This window comes from Pseudomonas sp. TNT2022 ID642 (genome assembly GCF_028656995.1).
GTDB lineage: Bacteria > Pseudomonadota > Gammaproteobacteria > Pseudomonadales > Pseudomonadaceae > Aquipseudomonas.
In genome coordinates this window covers 1-17196 of the sequence record NZ_JAMDGW010000004.1, presented here as the reverse complement: position 1 = coordinate 17196, position 17196 = coordinate 1, and the positions used below count along the sequence as shown (strand labels likewise).

15 protein-coding genes are annotated in these 17196 nt (G+C 59.7%); 7 read left to right on the top strand and 8 right to left on the bottom strand.

Annotated features, from left to right (window positions below; translation table 11 throughout):
- Positions 1–27: 27 nt before the first annotated feature.
- From M5G26_RS04130 to M5G26_RS04105, 6 genes are all read right to left on the bottom strand, one after another.
- Entirely contained in the window at positions 28–1269 is a 1242-nt protein-coding gene (locus tag M5G26_RS04130; protein ID WP_273914507.1) for an SfnB family sulfur acquisition oxidoreductase, read from the bottom strand.
- Positions 1270–1535: 266 nt separating this feature from the next.
- Positions 1536–2300 carry a hypothetical protein gene (locus M5G26_RS04125; RefSeq protein ID WP_150692892.1) on the bottom strand — a complete coding sequence of 255 codons (765 nt, stop codon included), beginning with the start codon at positions 2298–2300 and terminating at the stop codon, positions 1536–1538.
- Between the two features lie 471 nt (positions 2301–2771).
- Positions 2772–3521 carry an L-cystine ABC transporter ATP-binding protein TcyN gene (tcyN, locus tag M5G26_RS04120; protein ID WP_134176193.1) on the bottom strand — a complete coding sequence of 250 codons (750 nt, stop codon included), beginning with the start codon at positions 3519–3521 and terminating at the stop codon, positions 2772–2774.
- Between the two features lie 4 nt (positions 3522–3525).
- Positions 3526–4191, bottom strand: coding sequence for a cystine ABC transporter permease (gene tcyL, locus M5G26_RS04115; RefSeq protein WP_007918741.1), 666 nt, complete (start codon positions 4189–4191; stop codon positions 3526–3528).
- The gene (gene tcyJ / locus M5G26_RS04110) at positions 4191–4991 is read right to left on the bottom strand and encodes a cystine ABC transporter substrate-binding protein (protein WP_150692894.1); all 801 of its coding nucleotides are present in this window, start codon (positions 4989–4991) and stop codon (positions 4191–4193) included. The genes tcyL and tcyJ overlap by 1 nt, the downstream gene beginning before the upstream one ends.
- A gap of 286 nt (positions 4992–5277) precedes the next feature.
- Positions 5278–6270: a D-cysteine desulfhydrase gene (locus M5G26_RS04105; protein WP_273914506.1), complete on the bottom strand. Its 993-nt coding sequence runs from the start codon at positions 6268–6270 to the stop codon at positions 5278–5280.
- A 190-nt stretch (positions 6271–6460) separates the two neighbouring features.
- On the opposite strand from M5G26_RS04105, the gene epsC reads away from it, so the two are divergent.
- Together epsC and betT are read left to right on the top strand one after the other, a co-directional pair.
- Positions 6461–7387: a serine O-acetyltransferase EpsC gene (epsC, locus tag M5G26_RS04100; protein ID WP_016983653.1), complete on the top strand. Its 927-nt coding sequence runs from the start codon at positions 6461–6463 to the stop codon at positions 7385–7387.
- 455 nt (positions 7388–7842) lie between these two features.
- Positions 7843–9804, top strand: coding sequence for a choline transporter BetT (betT, locus tag M5G26_RS04095; RefSeq protein ID WP_273914569.1), 1962 nt, complete (start codon positions 7843–7845; stop codon positions 9802–9804).
- 24 nt (positions 9805–9828) lie between these two features.
- Here betT and M5G26_RS04090 read toward each other — a convergent pair whose 3' ends face one another.
- Positions 9829–10089, bottom strand: a complete 261-nt coding sequence (locus M5G26_RS04090) for a hypothetical protein (protein ID WP_095122232.1) — start codon at positions 10087–10089, stop codon at positions 9829–9831.
- Positions 10090–10472: 383 nt separating this feature from the next.
- Here M5G26_RS04090 and M5G26_RS04085 point away from each other — a divergent pair, with 383 nt between their 5' ends.
- Both M5G26_RS04085 and M5G26_RS04080 read left to right on the top strand, forming a co-directional pair.
- The gene (locus M5G26_RS04085; protein WP_026000492.1) at positions 10473–10655 is read left to right on the top strand and encodes a type II toxin-antitoxin system HicA family toxin; all 183 of its coding nucleotides are present in this window, start codon (positions 10473–10475) and stop codon (positions 10653–10655) included.
- Entirely contained in the window at positions 10652–11116 is a 465-nt protein-coding gene (locus tag M5G26_RS04080) for a type II toxin-antitoxin system HicB family antitoxin (protein ID WP_401042953.1), read from the top strand. The genes M5G26_RS04085 and M5G26_RS04080 overlap by 4 nt, the downstream gene beginning before the upstream one ends.
- 5 nt (positions 11117–11121) lie before the next feature.
- Here M5G26_RS04080 and M5G26_RS04075 read toward each other — a convergent pair whose 3' ends face one another.
- Positions 11122–12159: a LacI family DNA-binding transcriptional regulator gene (locus tag M5G26_RS04075; RefSeq protein ID WP_110720692.1), complete on the bottom strand. Its 1038-nt coding sequence runs from the start codon at positions 12157–12159 to the stop codon at positions 11122–11124.
- Between the two features lie 205 nt (positions 12160–12364).
- Here M5G26_RS04075 and M5G26_RS04070 point away from each other — a divergent pair, with 205 nt between their 5' ends.
- The 3 genes from M5G26_RS04070 (at position 12365) to mgrA (ending at position 17015) form a co-directional block, all read left to right on the top strand.
- Positions 12365–14590: a TonB-dependent receptor gene (locus tag M5G26_RS04070; protein WP_273914505.1), complete on the top strand. Its 2226-nt coding sequence runs from the start codon at positions 12365–12367 to the stop codon at positions 14588–14590.
- A 1-nt stretch (position 14591) separates the two neighbouring features.
- A complete protein-coding gene (locus tag M5G26_RS04065; protein ID WP_273914504.1) occupies positions 14592–15911 on the top strand; it encodes an LLM class flavin-dependent oxidoreductase in 1320 nt (439 codons plus the stop codon).
- Positions 15912–15977: 66 nt separating this feature from the next.
- Positions 15978–17015: an L-glyceraldehyde 3-phosphate reductase gene (mgrA, locus tag M5G26_RS04060; protein ID WP_273914503.1), complete on the top strand. Its 1038-nt coding sequence runs from the start codon at positions 15978–15980 to the stop codon at positions 17013–17015.
- Positions 17016–17196 lie beyond the last annotated feature (181 nt).

Below are 17196 nucleotides of genomic sequence, written 5' to 3'. Positions count from 1 at the left end.
GAGATCTGGTCAAAAGTGTTCTGGTCGTTAAATCCAGGAGTGACGAGCAGGCAACGTGCCGTTCAGGCGATAGGCGCCGACCGCGTGATATTTCCAGCGCACCGGGTCGTGCAAGGTGTGCACGCGGGCGTTGCGCCAGTGGCGGTCGAGATTGAATTCGGCGAGGGTCGCGCGGCTGCCGGCCAGTTCGAAAAGTTTTTCGCTGGCGAGTAGAGAAATCTCGGTGGTCAGCACTTTCGCTTCGGCCACGGCAATTGAGGCGCGTGCGGCGGATTCGGCGGTGAGCGGCGCGGCGTGCACTTGATCGAGCACTTTGCCGGCCTTGCGCAGCAGCGCTTCGGCCGCGTGCAATTCGATTTTCAGTTTGCCGATGTCGGCGATCACGTAGAGGTCATCACTGGCGCGTTCGACCTTGGCATCAATCCATGGCCGTGCACGGGTTTTGACGAACTCGATGGCGTCGTCGATAGCGCCACGGGCAATTCCGGCGTCGATGGCGGCCTGAATCAGCTGCGACACCGCGCCCTGAGTATTCGGGACCTCGTTGATCTTCCAGTTATCGACCACCAGGCTCGACTCGACGCGCACGTTGTTCAGCACAATCGTGCCGCTGGCGGTGGTGCGCTGACCGAAGCCCGACCAGTCATCAACGATGCGCAGGCCCGGCGTGCCGCGACGAACGAAGGCCAGCACTTGCTTGCAGTCATCGTTGAGTGCCTTGACCGCAACCCAGTGCGCAAACAGCGCGCCGGTGGAATAGAACTTCTGGCCGTTGATCACGTAATCGTCGCCGTCGGCGGTGATCCGCGCTTTCAGTTCCAGGGTGTTTTTGGTGCCGCGCTCAGGGCCGGCGTTACCGATGCGCCAGCCTTCCAGAACACTTTGGAACAGCTGCTTTTTCTGCTCCTCGGTCGCGCTGCCGAGCACCAGATTGATGATGCCGAACTGGTTCTGCGGGATCTGCCCCAACGCCGGGTCGGCGGCGGAAATGATCGCGAACACCTCGGCCAGAGTGACGAATGAAACCTGCGGGCCACCGTATTCGCGCGGGATGGCGATGCTGCCTAATCCGCTGCGGGTGAACTGTTCGATTTCCGACCACGGCAGCTTGCGCTGACGGTCGCGTTTGGCCGCCTGCACGCGGGCGACTTGCGCCAGTTCATGGGCAGCCTTGATGGCTTGGGCGTCGTTGCGCAAGACCTGCGCAGGCAACAATAACGGGGCGATGTCCAGATCCGACTGGACGTTTGCGTCTGCCAGACTGGACATCAGTGCCGCTCCTTGGCTGCACGCAATGCCCTGGCGATCTGCACTGGGGTGATTGTGTTCCGGACCATACTACCTACCTCACATCTTATGAAAAACGCCGCAAAGTGCGGCGAACGAAAGAATGTCCGGTGGTCCGGTCCATATACCCTAAGCGTGTATAAATATTAAATAAACTAACTTTTAGGAATATGTATAGAAGAGGTGATGGTCGGGTTGGTTAAGAATTTCGAGTGAGGGGGCTCAACCCCCATCACCAGCAAAGCGCATCAGGTCTTGCTCGATTCGGCCGCCTTGAGTTCCTGCCTCAGAGGGACTTTCAGATAAGGATTCACACAGCCGATCTTCAAGGTACGTGGCGGCGCCCAGCGTGAGTTGTTTCCGACCCGGTCAAGGATGCAATACGTCACGTCCAGGCGCAGATCCTCGCCAGCTTCGACAATCACCGACGGCGGGACCCAGACCTGAATCGGCAAGCCGATATCCGCGGCAGTGACCGGTGCCAGATCCATGCGCACATCACCCCAGCGCAAGGTGATGGCGTCATCCTCGGCCATGTTCAGGTACGGCTCGATAGTCAGCGGCACGCCGCGTTTGATCTGGTTCGGATTCACGCCCTGGCGGCGAATGACGTCGGGGATGGTCACGGGGGCCAGTTGCTGGTTTTCATCTGCGCTCAGCGTCGAGGGTTGTCCACCGGGGCAGTCCAGTTTGACCTGCACGCGCGTCGCTGCCGACAGCGCCGGACCCTGACCGACCTGCATCACCCGGTAGTGAATGCGCGCGGTGCCGCTGGCGATGAAACTCTCCGGCACCCGCAGGCGGACCGCTGTGCCGACGTCATCGGCCGTCAGCACCCTGGAGGCGACATAGCATTTGTTCCAGAACAGCTCGATCAGGTCTCCGCTGTCCATATCGGGGTAGGGCGAGACCTCGACCAGAAAATGTGCGGCGGCGCTTAGATTGATGCCGGTTTTTTGCGCAGGCGCCAGGATCGGCGCTGCCAGTTCGGGGGTATGCGAAGTGCGGGTCATCGATTTCTCTCCTTGAAGCCTTGCAGCGAAGTCCGTTTCTGGAAGAACAAAAGGCGTGAATAAACTGGCAATAAAACTTTGAACTTTTATTCAAGTTGAATACGGGTTGATTGAACTAAGTGGTGCCAGTTGTCGACTAGATAAGAGCGTGCGGGATGGGGTGTCAATAGACGATATTAGTTAATCCGGGAATTACGAGTTAATCAGAAGTTTCCTACGCTGCTGTGGTCATCTGCCTAGGCGCTCAGGCGAAATGAGCCACGGAACTCAGGGCTTTTTGGCGGGTTTTGCGCATGTTTATTCGAGCTTTGTCATGTCGGGTTGAGCGCGATTGAGGCGGGCATTATCTGTTGCAGAACATATATATGTACCGCTGCGGATATGTTTTGTCAGGATAGGGTGTTAATGAGGCGGGATTTTAACAAAAGTAACTTCCATCCATGGAAGTTGTCGGTATCGCAATGAAAGTTCTCAGGCGTGATTCAAGAACTTGCTGAGAAACTGTTGAGTGCGTTGTTCTTTCGGGTTGGCAAACAACGCTTTGGCTTCACCTTGCTCGACGATCACGCCTTTGTCGAAAAACACCACACGGTTGGCCACGTCGCGAGCAAAACCCATTTCGTGAGTAACGATGACCATGGTGCGTTTTTCTTCGGCGAGGCCACGAATGGTCGCCAGCACTTCGCCGACCAGTTCCGGGTCGAGGGCCGAGGTCGGTTCGTCGAACAGGATCACTTCCGGTTCCATGGCCAGCGCCCGGGCAATCGCCACGCGCTGTTGCTGTCCACCGGAGAGACGACGCGGATAAGCGTCTTCTTTGCCGGCGAGTCCGACCTTGGCCAGCAACTTCTTGCCCAGAGCAACTGCCTCGTCGCGCGGCATCTTCTTGACCACGATCGGGCCTTCGATGACGTTCTCCAAAGCGGTGCGATGGGGGAACAGGTTGAAGTTCTGGAACACGAAACCCACGTGCTGGCGCAGGTTGCGCACCAGACCTTGCTGCTGGTTCAGCGGGCGACTGGTATCGATTTCGATATCGCCAACCTTGATCCGGCCGCTGGTGGGTTGTTCAAGGAAATTCAGGCAGCGCAGGAACGTCGTTTTCCCCGAACCGCTGGGGCCGATGATCGCGACCACCTCACCTTCCTTGACCTCGAGGTCGATGCCGTTGAGCACGACTTGACCCTTGAATTGCTTGGTCAGTTTTTCCACGACAATCATGGGGTCAGGACTCCTGGTCGTGCCGATTGACCCGCTCTTCCAACTTGTTCTGGAAGTGCGAAAGCACTGTGGCCAGAATCCAGTAGATCAGTGCGGCGGCAAGATACATGGTGAAGACTTCGAAAGTCCGGGCGGTAATCAACTGCGCCTGACGGAACAGTTCCGGTACTTGAATGGTGGCTGCCAGAGCGGTGTCTTTGACCAGTGAAATGAAGCTGTTGCCCAGCGGCGGCAATGCCGTGCGCATCGCTTGCGGCAGGATGGCCCGGCGCAAGGTCTGCGCGCGGGTCATGCCAATGCTCGCAGCCGCTTCCCACTGACCACGCTCGATCGAGCCGATCGCGGCGCGGAGGATTTCACAGGCGTAAGCAGCCATGTTCAGCGAGAAGCCGATCAGCGCCGCTGGCAGCGGATCCAGTTCGAGGCCCAATTGCGGCAAGCCGTAATAGATCACGAACAGTTGCACCAGCAACGGTGTGCCGCGAAAGAACGACACGTAGATGCGCGCCAGCCAGCTTACCGATTTGAAGCGCGACAGGCGCATCAGCGCCAGGCCGAAGCCCAGCAGCAGGCCGAAGAACATCCCGCCGAGGCTGAGGACTACCGTGTAGTACGCGCCCTTGAGCAGGAAGGGCGCGGAATCCAGCGCGAGTTGGAAAGCCTCTTCCATTACTTGGTGACGTCAGCGTTGAAGTACTTCTCGGACAGCTTCTTCAGCGTGCCGTCGGCGCGCAGCTCGTCGAGAGCTTTGTTCACGGCTGCCAGCAGTTCAGGTTCGCCTTTGCGCAGGGCAACACCGGCTTCCTGACGCGAGAAGGCTTCACCGGCGGCGACGGTTTTCGGCGCTTTCTTGGCGTATTCCAGGGCGGCCAGACGGTCGATCAGGATGGCGTCGGTGCGGCCGTTGTTCAGGTCGGCGAACTTGGTCGGATCATCGTCGTAGGTACGCACGTCAGCGCCTGGCACGTTGGCGCGGACCCATTGTTCGTAGTTGGTGCCCAGGCCTACACCGACTTTCTTGCCGGACAGGTCGGCGGCGGTCTTGATGTTCAGCGCGGCTTCTTTGCTCTTCAGCACCAGCGCCTGAATCCCGGAAACGGTGTACGGCTCGGAGAAGTCATACTTCTTCTTGCGCTCTTCGGAGATGGTCACCTGGTTGACGACAACGTCCAGACGCTTGGATTCCAGCGCAGCGAGGATACCGTCCCACTTGGTTGGCTGAACCTTGGCTTTGACACCAAGCTTTTGCGCCAGCGCTTCGGAGAGTTCGACTTCGAAACCGGACAGTTTGCCGTCGGCATCGACGAAGCTGAACGGTGGATAAGTGCCTTCCAGGCCGACGTTGATAACGCCTTTGTCCTTGATCTGTTGCAGCTGCTCACCGGCCACTGCCTGGCTGATCAGACCGGCGCTTAGCGCCAGGCCCAGCGAACCCACCAGCAGATTGCGACGTAGTGCGGAAAAATTCATGACGAGCCCCTGTGTTTTCTTATGGAAGACGCTAAAGGAAAGTTGGCGAATTGGTGATTCGGACGACAGCGCTATCCTGCCTTAAAGCAGCTTATGCGTCTCTCGCGAAATTCGCCTGCGGCGAGACTATAAGGCGTCTGCGTTAGACTTGAAAATACTTAATATTGAAAATGATATTCTTTATTGGAATATGCGGCATCTGTGGAAAAAGATCGCAGCCTGCGGCAGTTCCTACAGGTAATCCCGTGTAGGAGCTGCCGCAGGCTGCGATCTTTTGATCTTGCTCTTACAAAAAATCCCTATAGGCAAATAACGCCGGCGCGCCGCCGGTGTGCAAGAAAATGATCGGCCCCTCATCAAAACGCTGACGCCCGATCCCGTCCAGCAATCCCGCCATCGCCTTGCCGGTATAAACCGGATCCAGCAACACCGCTTCCTGACTCGCCAGCAACTTCACTGCCGCCAACGTCCCGGCATTCGGCTCGCCATAACGCGGGCCGAAATATTCGTCCCACAGCTCAACCTTGAAACTGGTCGGCAGCTCGACACCGAGCAGGTCCGCCGTGCGTTCCGCCAGGCCTTGTACCTTCGGCCGCTGATCTTCATCACTGCGCGAAACGGTCACGCCAATCACCGGCAATTGCGGCAACACTTCGCTCAACGCCAATGCCAGACCGCTGTGCGTTCCGGCACTGCCCGAGGCCAACACTACAGCGGCGAAATTCAGGCCGGTGTCCTTGATCTGCTCGGCTAGCTCCAGACCGGCGCGCACATAACCCAACGCACCGAGCGCATTGGAACCACCGATTGGCACCAGATACGGCTTCTTGCCGTTGCTGCGCAGGCGGGCGGCGAGGGCGGTCAGTTGTTCGTCGGCGTTGTCGAGGTTGTCGACCAGCTCGACCTTGGTGTCGAACAGATCCAGCAGCAGGCGGTTGCCGTTGCCGGTGTAGTTGCTGTCGTCAGTGCCCAGCGGATTTTCCAGCAGCGCCACGCAACCCAGGCCCAATTTGGCGGCCAGTGCGGCGGTCTGGCGGACGTGGTTCGATTGCAAGGCGCCGGCGGTGATCAGCGTGTCGGCGCCTTGCGCGAGGGCGTCGGCAGCGAGGTATTCGAGTTTGCGCAGTTTGTTGCCGCCCATGGCCAGCGGCGTCAGGTCATCGCGTTTGATGTACACCTCGCGACCGAGCCAGGTGGACAAGCGTTCGAGTTTTTCCAGTGGCGTCGGGTGGCCGAGCAGGTCGAGACGGTTAAAGCGGTCCAGCTGTTGTTTGATCATGAGTCCGTACTGGCGGAGGAAGATGAAAGGACTATAGGCACGCGCTTTTGCTGGGGCAACCGTGGATCGCTTATAGCCAAATGAACTGAGGCCAGCACTATCGGTTCTTAATTCGCTCTCGTGAGCATGCCGTAAAGTAGTCGCCGTTGACGCGGCCAGACAGTCCGGCCGCCCGTGAGGAGTCTTTACCGTGAGCGAGCGTTCCAGCCATTGGCAATTGCAGACCATCGTCAGCCAACTGCGCAGCGCGCGGGATCAGTGGCGGGCACAGAACGGCCGGGCGTCCGGCGAGCAGGGCGGTCGCGAGTTGCCGTCCCGCGCAGCGATGGCGGAGATTCTTGAAGCATTGTGTGGCGCGCTGTTCCCGATGCGTCTGGGCCCGGTGGATCTGCGCGAAGAGAGCGAAGATTTCTACGTCGGCCACACCCTCGATGTCGCCCTGAATGCCTTGTTGGCGCAGACCCGCCTGGAGCTGCGCTACGTCGCCCGCCATAGCGCGCAGGCCGACACGGAAGTCGAGGCCCGCGCGATTCAGATCGTGCAGGATTTCGCCCTCGCACTGCCGGGCCTGCGCACACTGCTCGACACCGATGTGCTGGCGGCCTATCACGGTGATCCGGCGGCGCGCAGCGTTGATGAAGTGCTGCTGTGCTATCCGGGGATTCTCGCGGTGATTCACCATCGCCTCGCGCACCATTTGTATCGCGCCGGGCTGCCGTTGCTGGCACGGATCAGTGCGGAAATCGCCCATTCGGCGACGGGCATCGATATTCACCCAGGGGCGCAGATCGGCCGTAGCTTCTTTATCGATCACGGTACCGGTGTGGTGATTGGTGAGACCGCGATCATTGGCGAGCGCGTGCGGATTTATCAGGCCGTGACGTTGGGCGCCAAGCGCTTCCCGGCGGATGAGGACGGGCAGTTGCAGAAAGGTCATCCGCGTCATCCGATCGTTGAAGATGACGTGGTGATTTATGCCGGGGCGACGATTCTCGGGCGGATCACCATTGGCAAGGGTTCGACCATTGGCGGCAATGTGTGGCTGACGCGCAGCGTGCCGGCGGGGTGCAATCTGACCCAGGCGAATTTGCAGCATGATGACGGGACGCAGAAGTAAAGGCGATCAAAAGCAAACCCTCACCCCAGCCCTCTCCCAAAGGGAGAGGGGGCCGACCGAGGTGTTTTGGGTTATCCATCGACCTGAAACACCGGGGCGATTCTGGATTCGGTACAGCAGGATCACGTCGGCGTAGTTCTCAAATATCCCCCAATCAGTCCCCTCTCCCTTTGGGAGAGGGTTAGGGTGAGGGGATGTTGAACGAATCCCCCCAAACCCACGTCATACCCATCCTTGAGCTAGCGTAGGAAAACTACCGCCTAGCCGTACGATTAGTCCTTACCACCCCATCCATGTTTAACTTGAACGTTCATTCAAGTTAAACCGGTGGTTCGCTGCCCGCTCACAACAGGAGGCTTGCCTTTGCTGAGTCCGATCATTTCAGCCACGTTTCAACCCCTCGAGGTGCACGTTTCATGAGTGCATCGTCTACCCCCGCCAGCGGTCTGGTGCGCATGAATCCGCCGGTGTTCTACTTCGCCGCGACGGTCATTCTGCTGTTTGGTCTCGTTGTTATCGCCATGCCGGAGCAGGCCGGCGCCTGGCTGCTGGAAGCGCAAAACTGGGCGGCCAATACGGTCGGCTGGTACTACATGCTCGCGATGACCCTGTATCTGGTCTTCGTGGTGGTCACCGCCTTATCTGGCTACGGCAAGATAAAACTCGGTGCCGACCACGACGAGCCCGAATTCAGTTATCTGTCCTGGGCCGGCATGCTGTTCGCCGCCGGGATCAGCATCACGCTGTTCTTCTTCTGCGTCTCTGAACCGCTGACCCATATGCTGCAGCCGCCGCAAGGCGAGGCGGGCACGGCGGATGCGGCGCGTCAGGCGATGCAGATTCTGTTTCTGCACTGGGGCCTGCATGGTTGGGGCGTATTCGCCTTCGTCGGCATGGCGCTGGCGTATTTCGCCTACCGCCACAATCTGCCACTGGCCCTGCGTTCGGCGCTGTATCCGCTGATTGGCAAACGCATCAACGGCCCGATCGGTTACGCAGTGGATGGCTTCGGCATCATCGCCACGGTGTTCGGTCTGGGCGCCGACATGGGTTTTGGTGTGCTGCACCTCAACTCGGGCCTCGACTACCTGTTCGGCATCGCGCACACCCAGTGGATTCAGGTCGGCCTGATCACGCTGATGATGGGCGCGGCGATCATCGTGGCGGTCTCCGGCGTTGATAAAGGCGTGCGGGTGATGTCCGACATCAACATGCTGCTGGCCTGTGCCCTGCTGCTGTTCGTGTTGTTTGCCGGGCCAACCCAGCATCTGCTCAACACCCTGATCCAGAACTTGGGCGACTACCTCGGCGCCTTGCCGATGAAGAGTTTCGACCTCTACGCCTACGACAAACCGAGCGACTGGCTCGGTGGCTGGACGGTGTTCTACTGGGCCTGGTGGATTGCATGGTCGCCGTTCGTGGGCTTGTTCATCGCACGGATTTCCCGTGGCCGCACCATCCGTGAATTCGTTTTCGGCGTGCTGCTGATTCCGCTCGGTTTCACCCTCGCGTGGATGTCGATCTTCGGCAACAGCGCGATCGATCAGGTCCTCAACCACGGCATGAGCGCGCTGGGCATGTCGGCCATCGACAACCCGTCGATGAGCATTTACCTGCTGCTGGAAACCTATCCGTGGAGCAAAACCGTCATCGCCGTGACGGTGTTTATCAGCTTTGTGTTCTTCGTCACGTCTGCCGATTCCGGCACCGTGGTGCTCTCGACGCTCTCGGCCAAGGGCGGCAACCCGGACGAAGACGGGCCGAAATGGCTGCGGGTGTTCTGGGGCGCGATGACCGCGCTGATCACCAGTGCGCTGCTGTTCTCCGGCAGCATCGATGCGCTGAAGTCAGCGGTGGTGCTGACGTCGTTGCCGTTCTCGCTGATCTTGCTGCTGATGATGTGGGGCCTGCACAAGGCGTTCTATCTGGAGTCGCAGAAACAGATCGCGCAGTTGCATTCGCTGGCACCGGTCTCCGGTTCACGGCGCGGCACCGGTGGCTGGCGACAGCGTCTGAGCCAGGCTGTGCACTTCCCGTCGCGTGACGAGGTGTACCGCTTCATGGACACCACGGTGCGCCCGGCGATTGAAGAAGTGACGGCGGTGTTTGTCGAGAAAGGCCTGAATGTGGTCACGCAGCCGGATCCGGCGAATGACAGCGTCAGTCTGGAAATCGGCCATGGTGATGCGCATCCGTTCATCTATCAGGTGCAGATGCGCGGCTACTTCACGCCGTCGTTCGCGCGTGGCGGCATGGGTTCCAAGCAACTCAACAACCGCCGCTACTACCGCGCCGAAGTGCACTTGAGCGAGGGCAGTCAGGACTACGATCTTGTCGGCTACACCAAAGAGCAGATCATCAACGACATCCTCGACCAGTACGAACGCCACATGCAGTTCCTGCATCTGGTGCGTTGATCGGCGGTTGGGCGCCGGGTCTGCTCAGGACTCGGCGCTCAGCACCATGAACAACACCATCGCCGCCACCGGTACCCCGAACACCGCACTGCCTATGGCTATTTCCGAACCCACGGACTGGCCGGCATGCACCACCCCCACCGCACCATTGATCACCGTTAACGCCAGCCACAGCGCGGCGAAGCCGTAGGCCATGGTCTGGCGGCTGAAGCCGATGCGCTCGCCGATGTAGAGCATCAGCGCGAGCAGGATCAGGCCGAAGAAAATGATGATGGCGGTGTGCATGGCGGGTTCTGCCTGGTGGAGGTGCATTGCCTGAAGGATCGCTTTCGCGAGCAGGCTCGCTCCCACAATGGATCCCGGCTGGACATAAATTTCATGTACACAGGAAATCCTTGTGGGAGCGAGCCTGCTCGCGAAGGGGTCACCTCGGTGTTCTTTAGAGCATAGCCAGTCCCGCCACATCTCTATTGGACATATTTTGCGACCCTTACAGAGAGTTTGGCCGGCGACGTGTTTTTCTTGCTGGCCCAAGCCTGCCGTTGATCTGCCCCATAACCGAGCGATTGTTCAGTGAGCTAATATTTATCTGAGTGTGTATCGTGTGTATCAAAGGCTCCTGCGCCCTCTAGAGTAAATGGCTCTAGCTGTCGAACAGGGCAAAGGAAATGCGCAGTCGGGAAATGATCAGGATGATCGAAGACGATGGTTGGTATCTCGTGGCGGTGAAAGGCAGCCACCACCAATACAAGCATCCGCACAAGCCAGGAAGGGTGACGATCAAGCACCCTGATTCGGATCTGCCCAAGGGCACGATCAACAGCATTTTGAAACAGGCGGGCTTGAAATGAGGCCCGTTATTGGAAACGAAGGCCGTTTTATGGGCCTGTCAGAGGAAGGACTCACTCATATGAAATTCCCGGTCGTTCTGCACAAGGATGCCGACTCAGACTACGGAGTGATCATCCCGGATGTCCCGGGTTGTTTCTCCGCAGGCACTACGGTCGCTGAGGCGTTTGAAAATACTCAGGAGGCATTGGCGCTTCACTATGAGGGGTTGGTCGCCGACAGCGCGCCGTTACCGCAAGTGCGGGACATTGATGCTCATCTCGATAACCCGGATTACGCGGGAGGGATCTGGGGCGTGGTCGATTTTGATATCACCCCGTATTTCGGCAAGTCAGTGCGTTTTAACGCCACGCTGCCGGAGCAGTTGCTTGAGCGTATTGACCAGACAGTCCGCCGTGACCAGCGCTATCGATCCCGTTCCGGATTTCTCGCGGCGGCCGCCTTGCGCGAACTGTCGGTATAGCGAAGTCAGGTACTTTCCCGTTCGATGACTTGGCACTGCAGCAGGTTCAGCCGCTGCACCTCGTCGCTCGGCAACACGCCAAGGCTTTCCAGCACGCGTGTTGCAGCCAGTACGCCGATCTCCAGTGCCGGTGGTTTGATCGTGCTCAGGCTTGGTAGCAGCATCTCGGCGAACGGGTAATCGCCGAAGCCAAGAACGGCGCAGTCTTCGGGGATTTTCAAACCGGCGCGTTGCCCGGCGAGCAGCCCGCCAGCGGCGAGGTTGTCGTTGGCGAAGATGATCGCGTCGGGGCGCGGTGTGGTGTTCATCAGGGCGTCCATCGCCTGTTTGCCGGCCTCGAATGGTGCGCGGTCAGCGTCGGGAGCGAAGATCCAGGGTTTCAGGCCGGATTCTTTTAAAGTCGCCGCGTAACCGTCGCGGCGCTCCAGTGCGCTGAAGTCCCCCGGCGCGCTGTTCTGCACGAAGGCGATACGTCGGTAGCCTTTTCCCAGCAGATGTTTTGCCGCCGTCACGCCCACTTCAAAATGCGAAAAACCGATCTGCATCGGCTCACGATCCGGTTGGTAATCCCACGTCTCGATCACCGGCACATCGGCCTCGGCGATCATCTTTTCCGTGCCGGCACTGTGAAAGTGACTGGTGAGCACCAGCGCCGCGGGCGACCAGCCAAGAAACGCGCGCACGGCGTTTTCTTCCTGCTCGGTGCTGAAGTAACTCGACGCCAGCAACAGCTGATAACCGTGACGGCTGAGCGTGTCGCTGAAGCCTTGAATGGTATTGGCGAAGATCGGCCCGGAAATGTTCGGGATCACCATCCCGACGATTTTCCCCCGTGCCGAGGCCAGCCCGCCGGCCACCAGATTCGGCACGTAACCCAACTCCGCCACCACCGCCGCAATCCGTTCGCGGCGCTCGGGCGAAACCTGCTCCGGCTGGTTGAAGTAGCGCGACACGGTAATCGCCGAAACCCCAGCCTCACGTGCCACGGCATTGAGGGTCACACGGCCGGCGCCACGGCGTTTGCGGGGCTTTTCTTCGCTCAAGGCTCGATCCTTATTAAAAACCAAATCGCATATAAAAGTAATTTTTCAGTATTGGACGCTCTATGTGCGGCTTGCCAATACTGTCGATGGTAGCGCTAACAAAGCGCGCTGTCTGCTACTCGCTCGAGCGAATGCCCAAGACACCGATTCAGGCGCTGTCGTCGCAGAACGGCAGCGGTTAAGGGCCAATTTCGAGCGGGCAAACATGCACAACATTCCTGGGGCGACACACAAACTGGCGCAGTCGATTCGCGCCGCCGGCTGGTTATTCACGGGGTTGGCGGCGCTGCCGTTGCCCAACGTATTCGCTGCCGAGAGCAGTGATCAGGAGCCGACACTCAAATCCGTGACCGTCACTGCCACGCGCCGCGAAGAGTCGCTGCAAAAAGTGCCGGTCGCGGTGTCCGTCATCGATGGCGAACAGCTTGAGCGCGACAACCGCAACGGCGTGGCCAGTATCGTGCAGCAAGTGCCGTCGCTGAATTTCCGTACCGGCGCTTCGAACAAGGACACCTCGTTGTTCGTGCGCGGCGTCGGCACGATTTCCACCTCGCCGGGCGTCGAGCCGACCGTGGCGACGGTGATCGATGGCGTGGTGTATGCGCGGCCGGGTCAGTCCACGCTCGACCTGCTGGATCTGGAACGCGTCGAAGTATTGCGCGGCCCGCAAGGCACGTTGTTTGGCAAAAACGCATCGGCCGGCGTGCTCAACATCACCAGCAAGGCGCCGACCGCCGAAACCCACGGCTACATCGATCAGTCGTACTACAGCGGCAATGAAAGTCGCACCCGATTTGGTATCGGCGGCAGCCTGATTCCGGACACACTGAAGGGCTCGATCAGCACGCTGTTCGGCACCTACGACGGCAATGTCGACAACAAACACAACGGTCAGGAGGTCAACGGCTACAACCATCGCGGCGTGCGCGGCAAACTCGAATTCACCCCGAATGACGACGTCACCTTCACCCTGATCGCCGACTACATGCAGTCCCACGACGACGGTCCCAATGGCGTTGTCAGCAAGTCGCTGACCCCGGCCTTCACCAACGCGCTGAGTCCGGTCAATGCAAGCAGCCACAACCGCGACATCAACACCGACACCCGCTCACACGTTGAGGACACCAACAAAGGTCTGTCCGGCCAACTCGATTGGCAACTGGGCGATTACACCCTGACGTCGATCACCGCATGGCGCGGCTGGGACAACACCCAATATCAGGACGGCGACCGTCTCGGCACAGTGACCGCAGCGTTTCCCGGCACGGCGGACAAGGGCGATCTGGCTTTCGATCAATACTCGCAAGAGCTGCGTCTGGCTTCGCCGAAGGGTGAATTTCTCGAGTACGTCGGCGGCCTGTTCTACATGCACGGCAAGGACGACGAGACCTATCAGCGCACGCTGACCACCACCACGCGCACCGATCGCGGCGTCGCTGATTACAGCACCACCAGCGACAGCTACGCAGCGTTCGGCGAGGCCACCCTGAACTTCACGTCCGACTTTCGCGGCATCGCTGGCCTGCGCTACACCCACGATGATCTCGAATACGATCACCGCCGCGTTTCGACTTCAGCAACCACCGTCAGCGGCATTCAACCGGCGACCAGCAGCTCAGGCTCGGTCGACGAAGACGGCTGGTCCGGCCGCCTCGGCGTGCAGTACGACCTGAGCGATGCAGTCACCACTTACCTGACCTACTCGCGCGGCTACAAAGGCCCGGCCTACAACGTGTTCTTCAACATGCAGCCGCGCGACACCGAAGCGCTGAAACCGGAGACCTCCAACACTTGGGAAGCGGGGATCAAAGCGACGAGCTGGAACAATCGCCTGACCACCAACCTTGCGGTATTTCACAGCGAGTACGACAACTATCAGGCGAACTTCTTCGACACCGTCGCCGGCCAGGTTGTGACACGTTTGATCAACGCCGGCAGCGTCAGCACCGAAGGCGTCGAACTCGACTACGCCTTGCAAGCCACCCAGCAACTGAAACTGTCCGGCGCACTGGCCTACACCCGCGCACGGATCGACGAATTCGCCTGCCCGGCGGGCGCGGCGGCGTCGTGCAACGTCAACGGCAAACCGCTGCCGTTCAGCCCGGACTGGAAAAGCTACGTGCGCGCCGACTACAGCATCCCGCTGGATAACGGCCTGGATATCGAACTCGGCACCGACTACAGCTGGCAGAGCGAAGTGCAGTACGACATCAGCCAGAACGCCGACACCAAGCAGGGTGCCTACGGCCTGTGGAACGCCAGCGTCGCTCTGGCCGATTACAGCAATGGCTGGCGCGTGGCGCTGCTGGGCAAGAACCTCACCGACAAGTCCTATTCACCGTTGCTCGCCAGCGGCGGTAACTACATCTACCGCGCCGTGCCACGGGATGACGAGCGCTACTTCGGCGTGCAACTGCGCAAGGATTTCTGAGATGAGCAGACAGTTGAAACTCGGCGCATTCCTTATGGCCACCGGGCACCACGTCGCGGCGTGGCGTCATCCTGATGTGCCGGCGAATGCCGGCCTGGATTTCACCCATTACAAGCGGCTGGCGCAAATTGCCGAGGCAGCGAAATTCGATGCGTTGTTTGTCGCTGACAGCGTCGCCGCGCCGACCCAGGACATCGCCAGTCGCATGGCGCGCTCTGATCACTTTGAGCCGTTGACGTTGCTCTCGGCGCTGAGTGCGGTGACCGAGCACATCGGCCTGATTGCGACGGCAACCACCAGCTACAACGAGCCGTATCACGTGGCGCGCAAATTCGCTTCGCTCGATCACCTTTCCGGTGGGCGTGCGGGGTGGAATCTGGTGACCTCGGACAACGCCGCCGAGGCGCTGAATTTCGGTCGTGATGAACATATTGGTCATGCCGAACGCTATAGCCGCGCCCGCGAGTTTCACCAGGTGGTGACCGGGCTTTGGGATAGCTGGGAAGATGATGCGTTTGCGCGCGACAAGGCCAGTGGGGCGTATTACGACCCTGCGAAGTTGCACGTTCTGGATCATGTTGGTGAGCACTTTCGCGTCAAAGGCCCGCTGAACGTTGCGCGTTCGCCGCAGGGGCAACCGGTGATCGTGCAGGCCGGCTCTTCCGAGACTGGACGTGAATTGGCGGCGCAGACCGCTGAGGTGGTGTTCACCGCGCAGACCTCTCTGGCCAACGCCCAGGCGTTTTACGCCGATCTCAAAGGCCGTCTGCCCAAGTACGGTCGCAGCGCTGACTCGCTGAAAATCATGCCCGGGGTTTTTGTCGTGGTCGGCGGCACCGAAGCCGAAGCGCAGGAAAAATGTGAAACGTTTCAGCAATTAGTCGAACCCGAGGTTGGCGTCGCCTTGCTTGGGCGTATGCTGGGCAACTTCGATTTGTCGAAGTACCCGCTGGACGGGCCGCTACCAGAGTTGCCGCTGACGCAAAGCGGTCAGCAGAGCCGGCAGAGATTGCTCACGGAACTGGCCGGGCGCGAGAAGCTGACCCTCGCCGAACTCGGTCGCAAGATTGCGGGCGGGCGCGGGCATTACAGCCTGGTCGGTACGCCTGAGCAGATCGCTGATCGCTTGCAGGAATGGTTTGAACAAGGCGCGGCGGATGGCTTCAACGTGCTGGTGCCGCACCTGCCGGGCGGGCTCGAAGACTTCGCCAATGGCGTGGTGCCGGAACTGCAACGGCGTGGGTTGTTCAGAACTGAGTATGAAGGTCGGACGTTGCGCCAGAACCTTGGTCTCGCTCGACCCGGCAATAGATTTTTGTAGCGCCCAATCGCTAGCCTGCTAGCGATGAAGTCGACACCCCATTCAAGACAGACAAGAGAGGATTCGATGACTTACACCGCTGCCGAAAACCGCTACGACTCCATCCCTTACCGCCGCGTCGGCCGCAGCGGTCTGGTGCTGCCGGCGCTGTCGTTGGGCCTGTGGCACAACTTCGGCGACAGTACGCCGATCGACACCCAGCGCGCCTTGCTGCGCACCGCGTTCGATCTGGGCATCAACCACTTCGACCTGGCCAACAACTACGGCCCGCCGTACGGCAGCGCCGAGATCAATTTCGGTCGCCTGCTGCGCGAAGACTTCAAGCAATACCGCGATGAGCTGATCATCTCCAGCAAGGCCGGTTGGGACATGTGGCCCGGCCCTTACGGCCAGGGCGGTGGCTCGCGCAAATACGTGCTGGCCAGCCTCGACCAGAGCCTGCAGCGCCTCGGTCTCGACTATGTGGATATCTTCTATTCGCACCGCTTTGACCCGGACACCCCACTGGAAGAAACCGCCAGCGCCCTCGCCACTGCCGTGCAGCAGGGCAAGGCGTTGTACATCGGTATCTCGTCGTACTCGGGAGTGAAAACCCGCGAGATCGCGGCGCTGTTGAAAGAGTGGAAAGTGCCGCTGTTGATTCATCAACCGGCGTACAACCTGCTCAATCGCTGGGTGGAAAAAGACCTGCTCGATACCACCGATGAACTCGGCACCGGCGTGATCGCGTTTACCCCGTTGGCGCAAGGTCTGCTCACCGACAAATACCTCAACGGCGTGCCGGCGGATGCGCGGGTCAATCGTCCGGGCGGTGGTTCGCTGCAGGCTTCGCACTTGTCCGATGCCAACATTGCTCACGTGCGGGCGCTGAATGAAATTGCCAAGCGTCGTGGTCAGAGTCTGGCGCAACTGGCGCTGGCGTGGACGCTGCGCGATCCGCGGGTGACTTCGGCGTTGATTGGTGCGAGCCGGCCGGAGCAGATTATCGAGAACGTCGGGGCGTTGAAGAATTTGAGCTTCAGTGCTGAAGAGCTGGCGGAGATTGACCGGTTTGCCCAAGAGGGCGGGATCAATCTTTGGGCGAAGCCTTCGACGGCGGAGTGATGAAGATTGGGTTGGGTCAGCAAGATCCAACCCCCTCACCCCAGCCCTCTCCCCCAGGGGGGCGAGGGGGAAAGGGAGCCGATCTTCATGCTTTTCAAAACTTGAATTCAACCCGACATTTCAGGTCGATGTAGCTCGTACAAACACCTCGGTCAGTACCCTCTCCCTCCGGGAGAGGGTT

What these genes read in the sequence shown, in the direction of transcription:
- M5G26_RS04085 (WP_026000492.1), top strand. Translation starts at nt 10,473, where the DNA reads ATGCGCAGTCGGGAAATGATCAGGATGATCGAAGACGATGGTTGGTAT.
- M5G26_RS04065 (WP_273914504.1), top strand. Translation starts at nt 14,592, where the DNA reads ATGAGCAGACAGTTGAAACTCGGCGCATTCCTTATGGCCACCGGGCAC.
- M5G26_RS04130 (WP_273914507.1), bottom strand. Translation starts at nt 1,269, where the DNA reads ATGTCCAGTCTGGCAGACGCAAACGTCCAGTCGGATCTGGACATCGCC.
- M5G26_RS04080 (WP_401042953.1), top strand. Translation starts at nt 10,652, where the DNA reads ATGAGGCCCGTTATTGGAAACGAAGGCCGTTTTATGGGCCTGTCAGAG.
- M5G26_RS04125 (WP_150692892.1), bottom strand. Translation starts at nt 2,300, where the DNA reads ATGACCCGCACTTCGCATACCCCCGAACTGGCAGCGCCGATCCTGGCG.
- mgrA (WP_273914503.1), top strand. Translation starts at nt 15,978, where the DNA reads ATGACTTACACCGCTGCCGAAAACCGCTACGACTCCATCCCTTACCGC.
- betT (WP_273914569.1), top strand. Translation starts at nt 7,843, where the DNA reads ATGAATCCGCCGGTGTTCTACTTCGCCGCGACGGTCATTCTGCTGTTT.
- tcyN (WP_134176193.1), bottom strand. Translation starts at nt 3,521, where the DNA reads ATGATTGTCGTGGAAAAACTGACCAAGCAATTCAAGGGTCAAGTCGTG.
- tcyJ (WP_150692894.1), bottom strand. Translation starts at nt 4,991, where the DNA reads ATGAATTTTTCCGCACTACGTCGCAATCTGCTGGTGGGTTCGCTGGGC.
- M5G26_RS04105 (WP_273914506.1), bottom strand. Translation starts at nt 6,270, where the DNA reads ATGATCAAACAACAGCTGGACCGCTTTAACCGTCTCGACCTGCTCGGC.
- M5G26_RS04090 (WP_095122232.1), bottom strand. Translation starts at nt 10,089, where the DNA reads ATGCACACCGCCATCATCATTTTCTTCGGCCTGATCCTGCTCGCGCTG.
- M5G26_RS04070 (WP_273914505.1), top strand. Translation starts at nt 12,365, where the DNA reads ATGCACAACATTCCTGGGGCGACACACAAACTGGCGCAGTCGATTCGC.
- tcyL (WP_007918741.1), bottom strand. Translation starts at nt 4,191, where the DNA reads ATGGAAGAGGCTTTCCAACTCGCGCTGGATTCCGCGCCCTTCCTGCTC.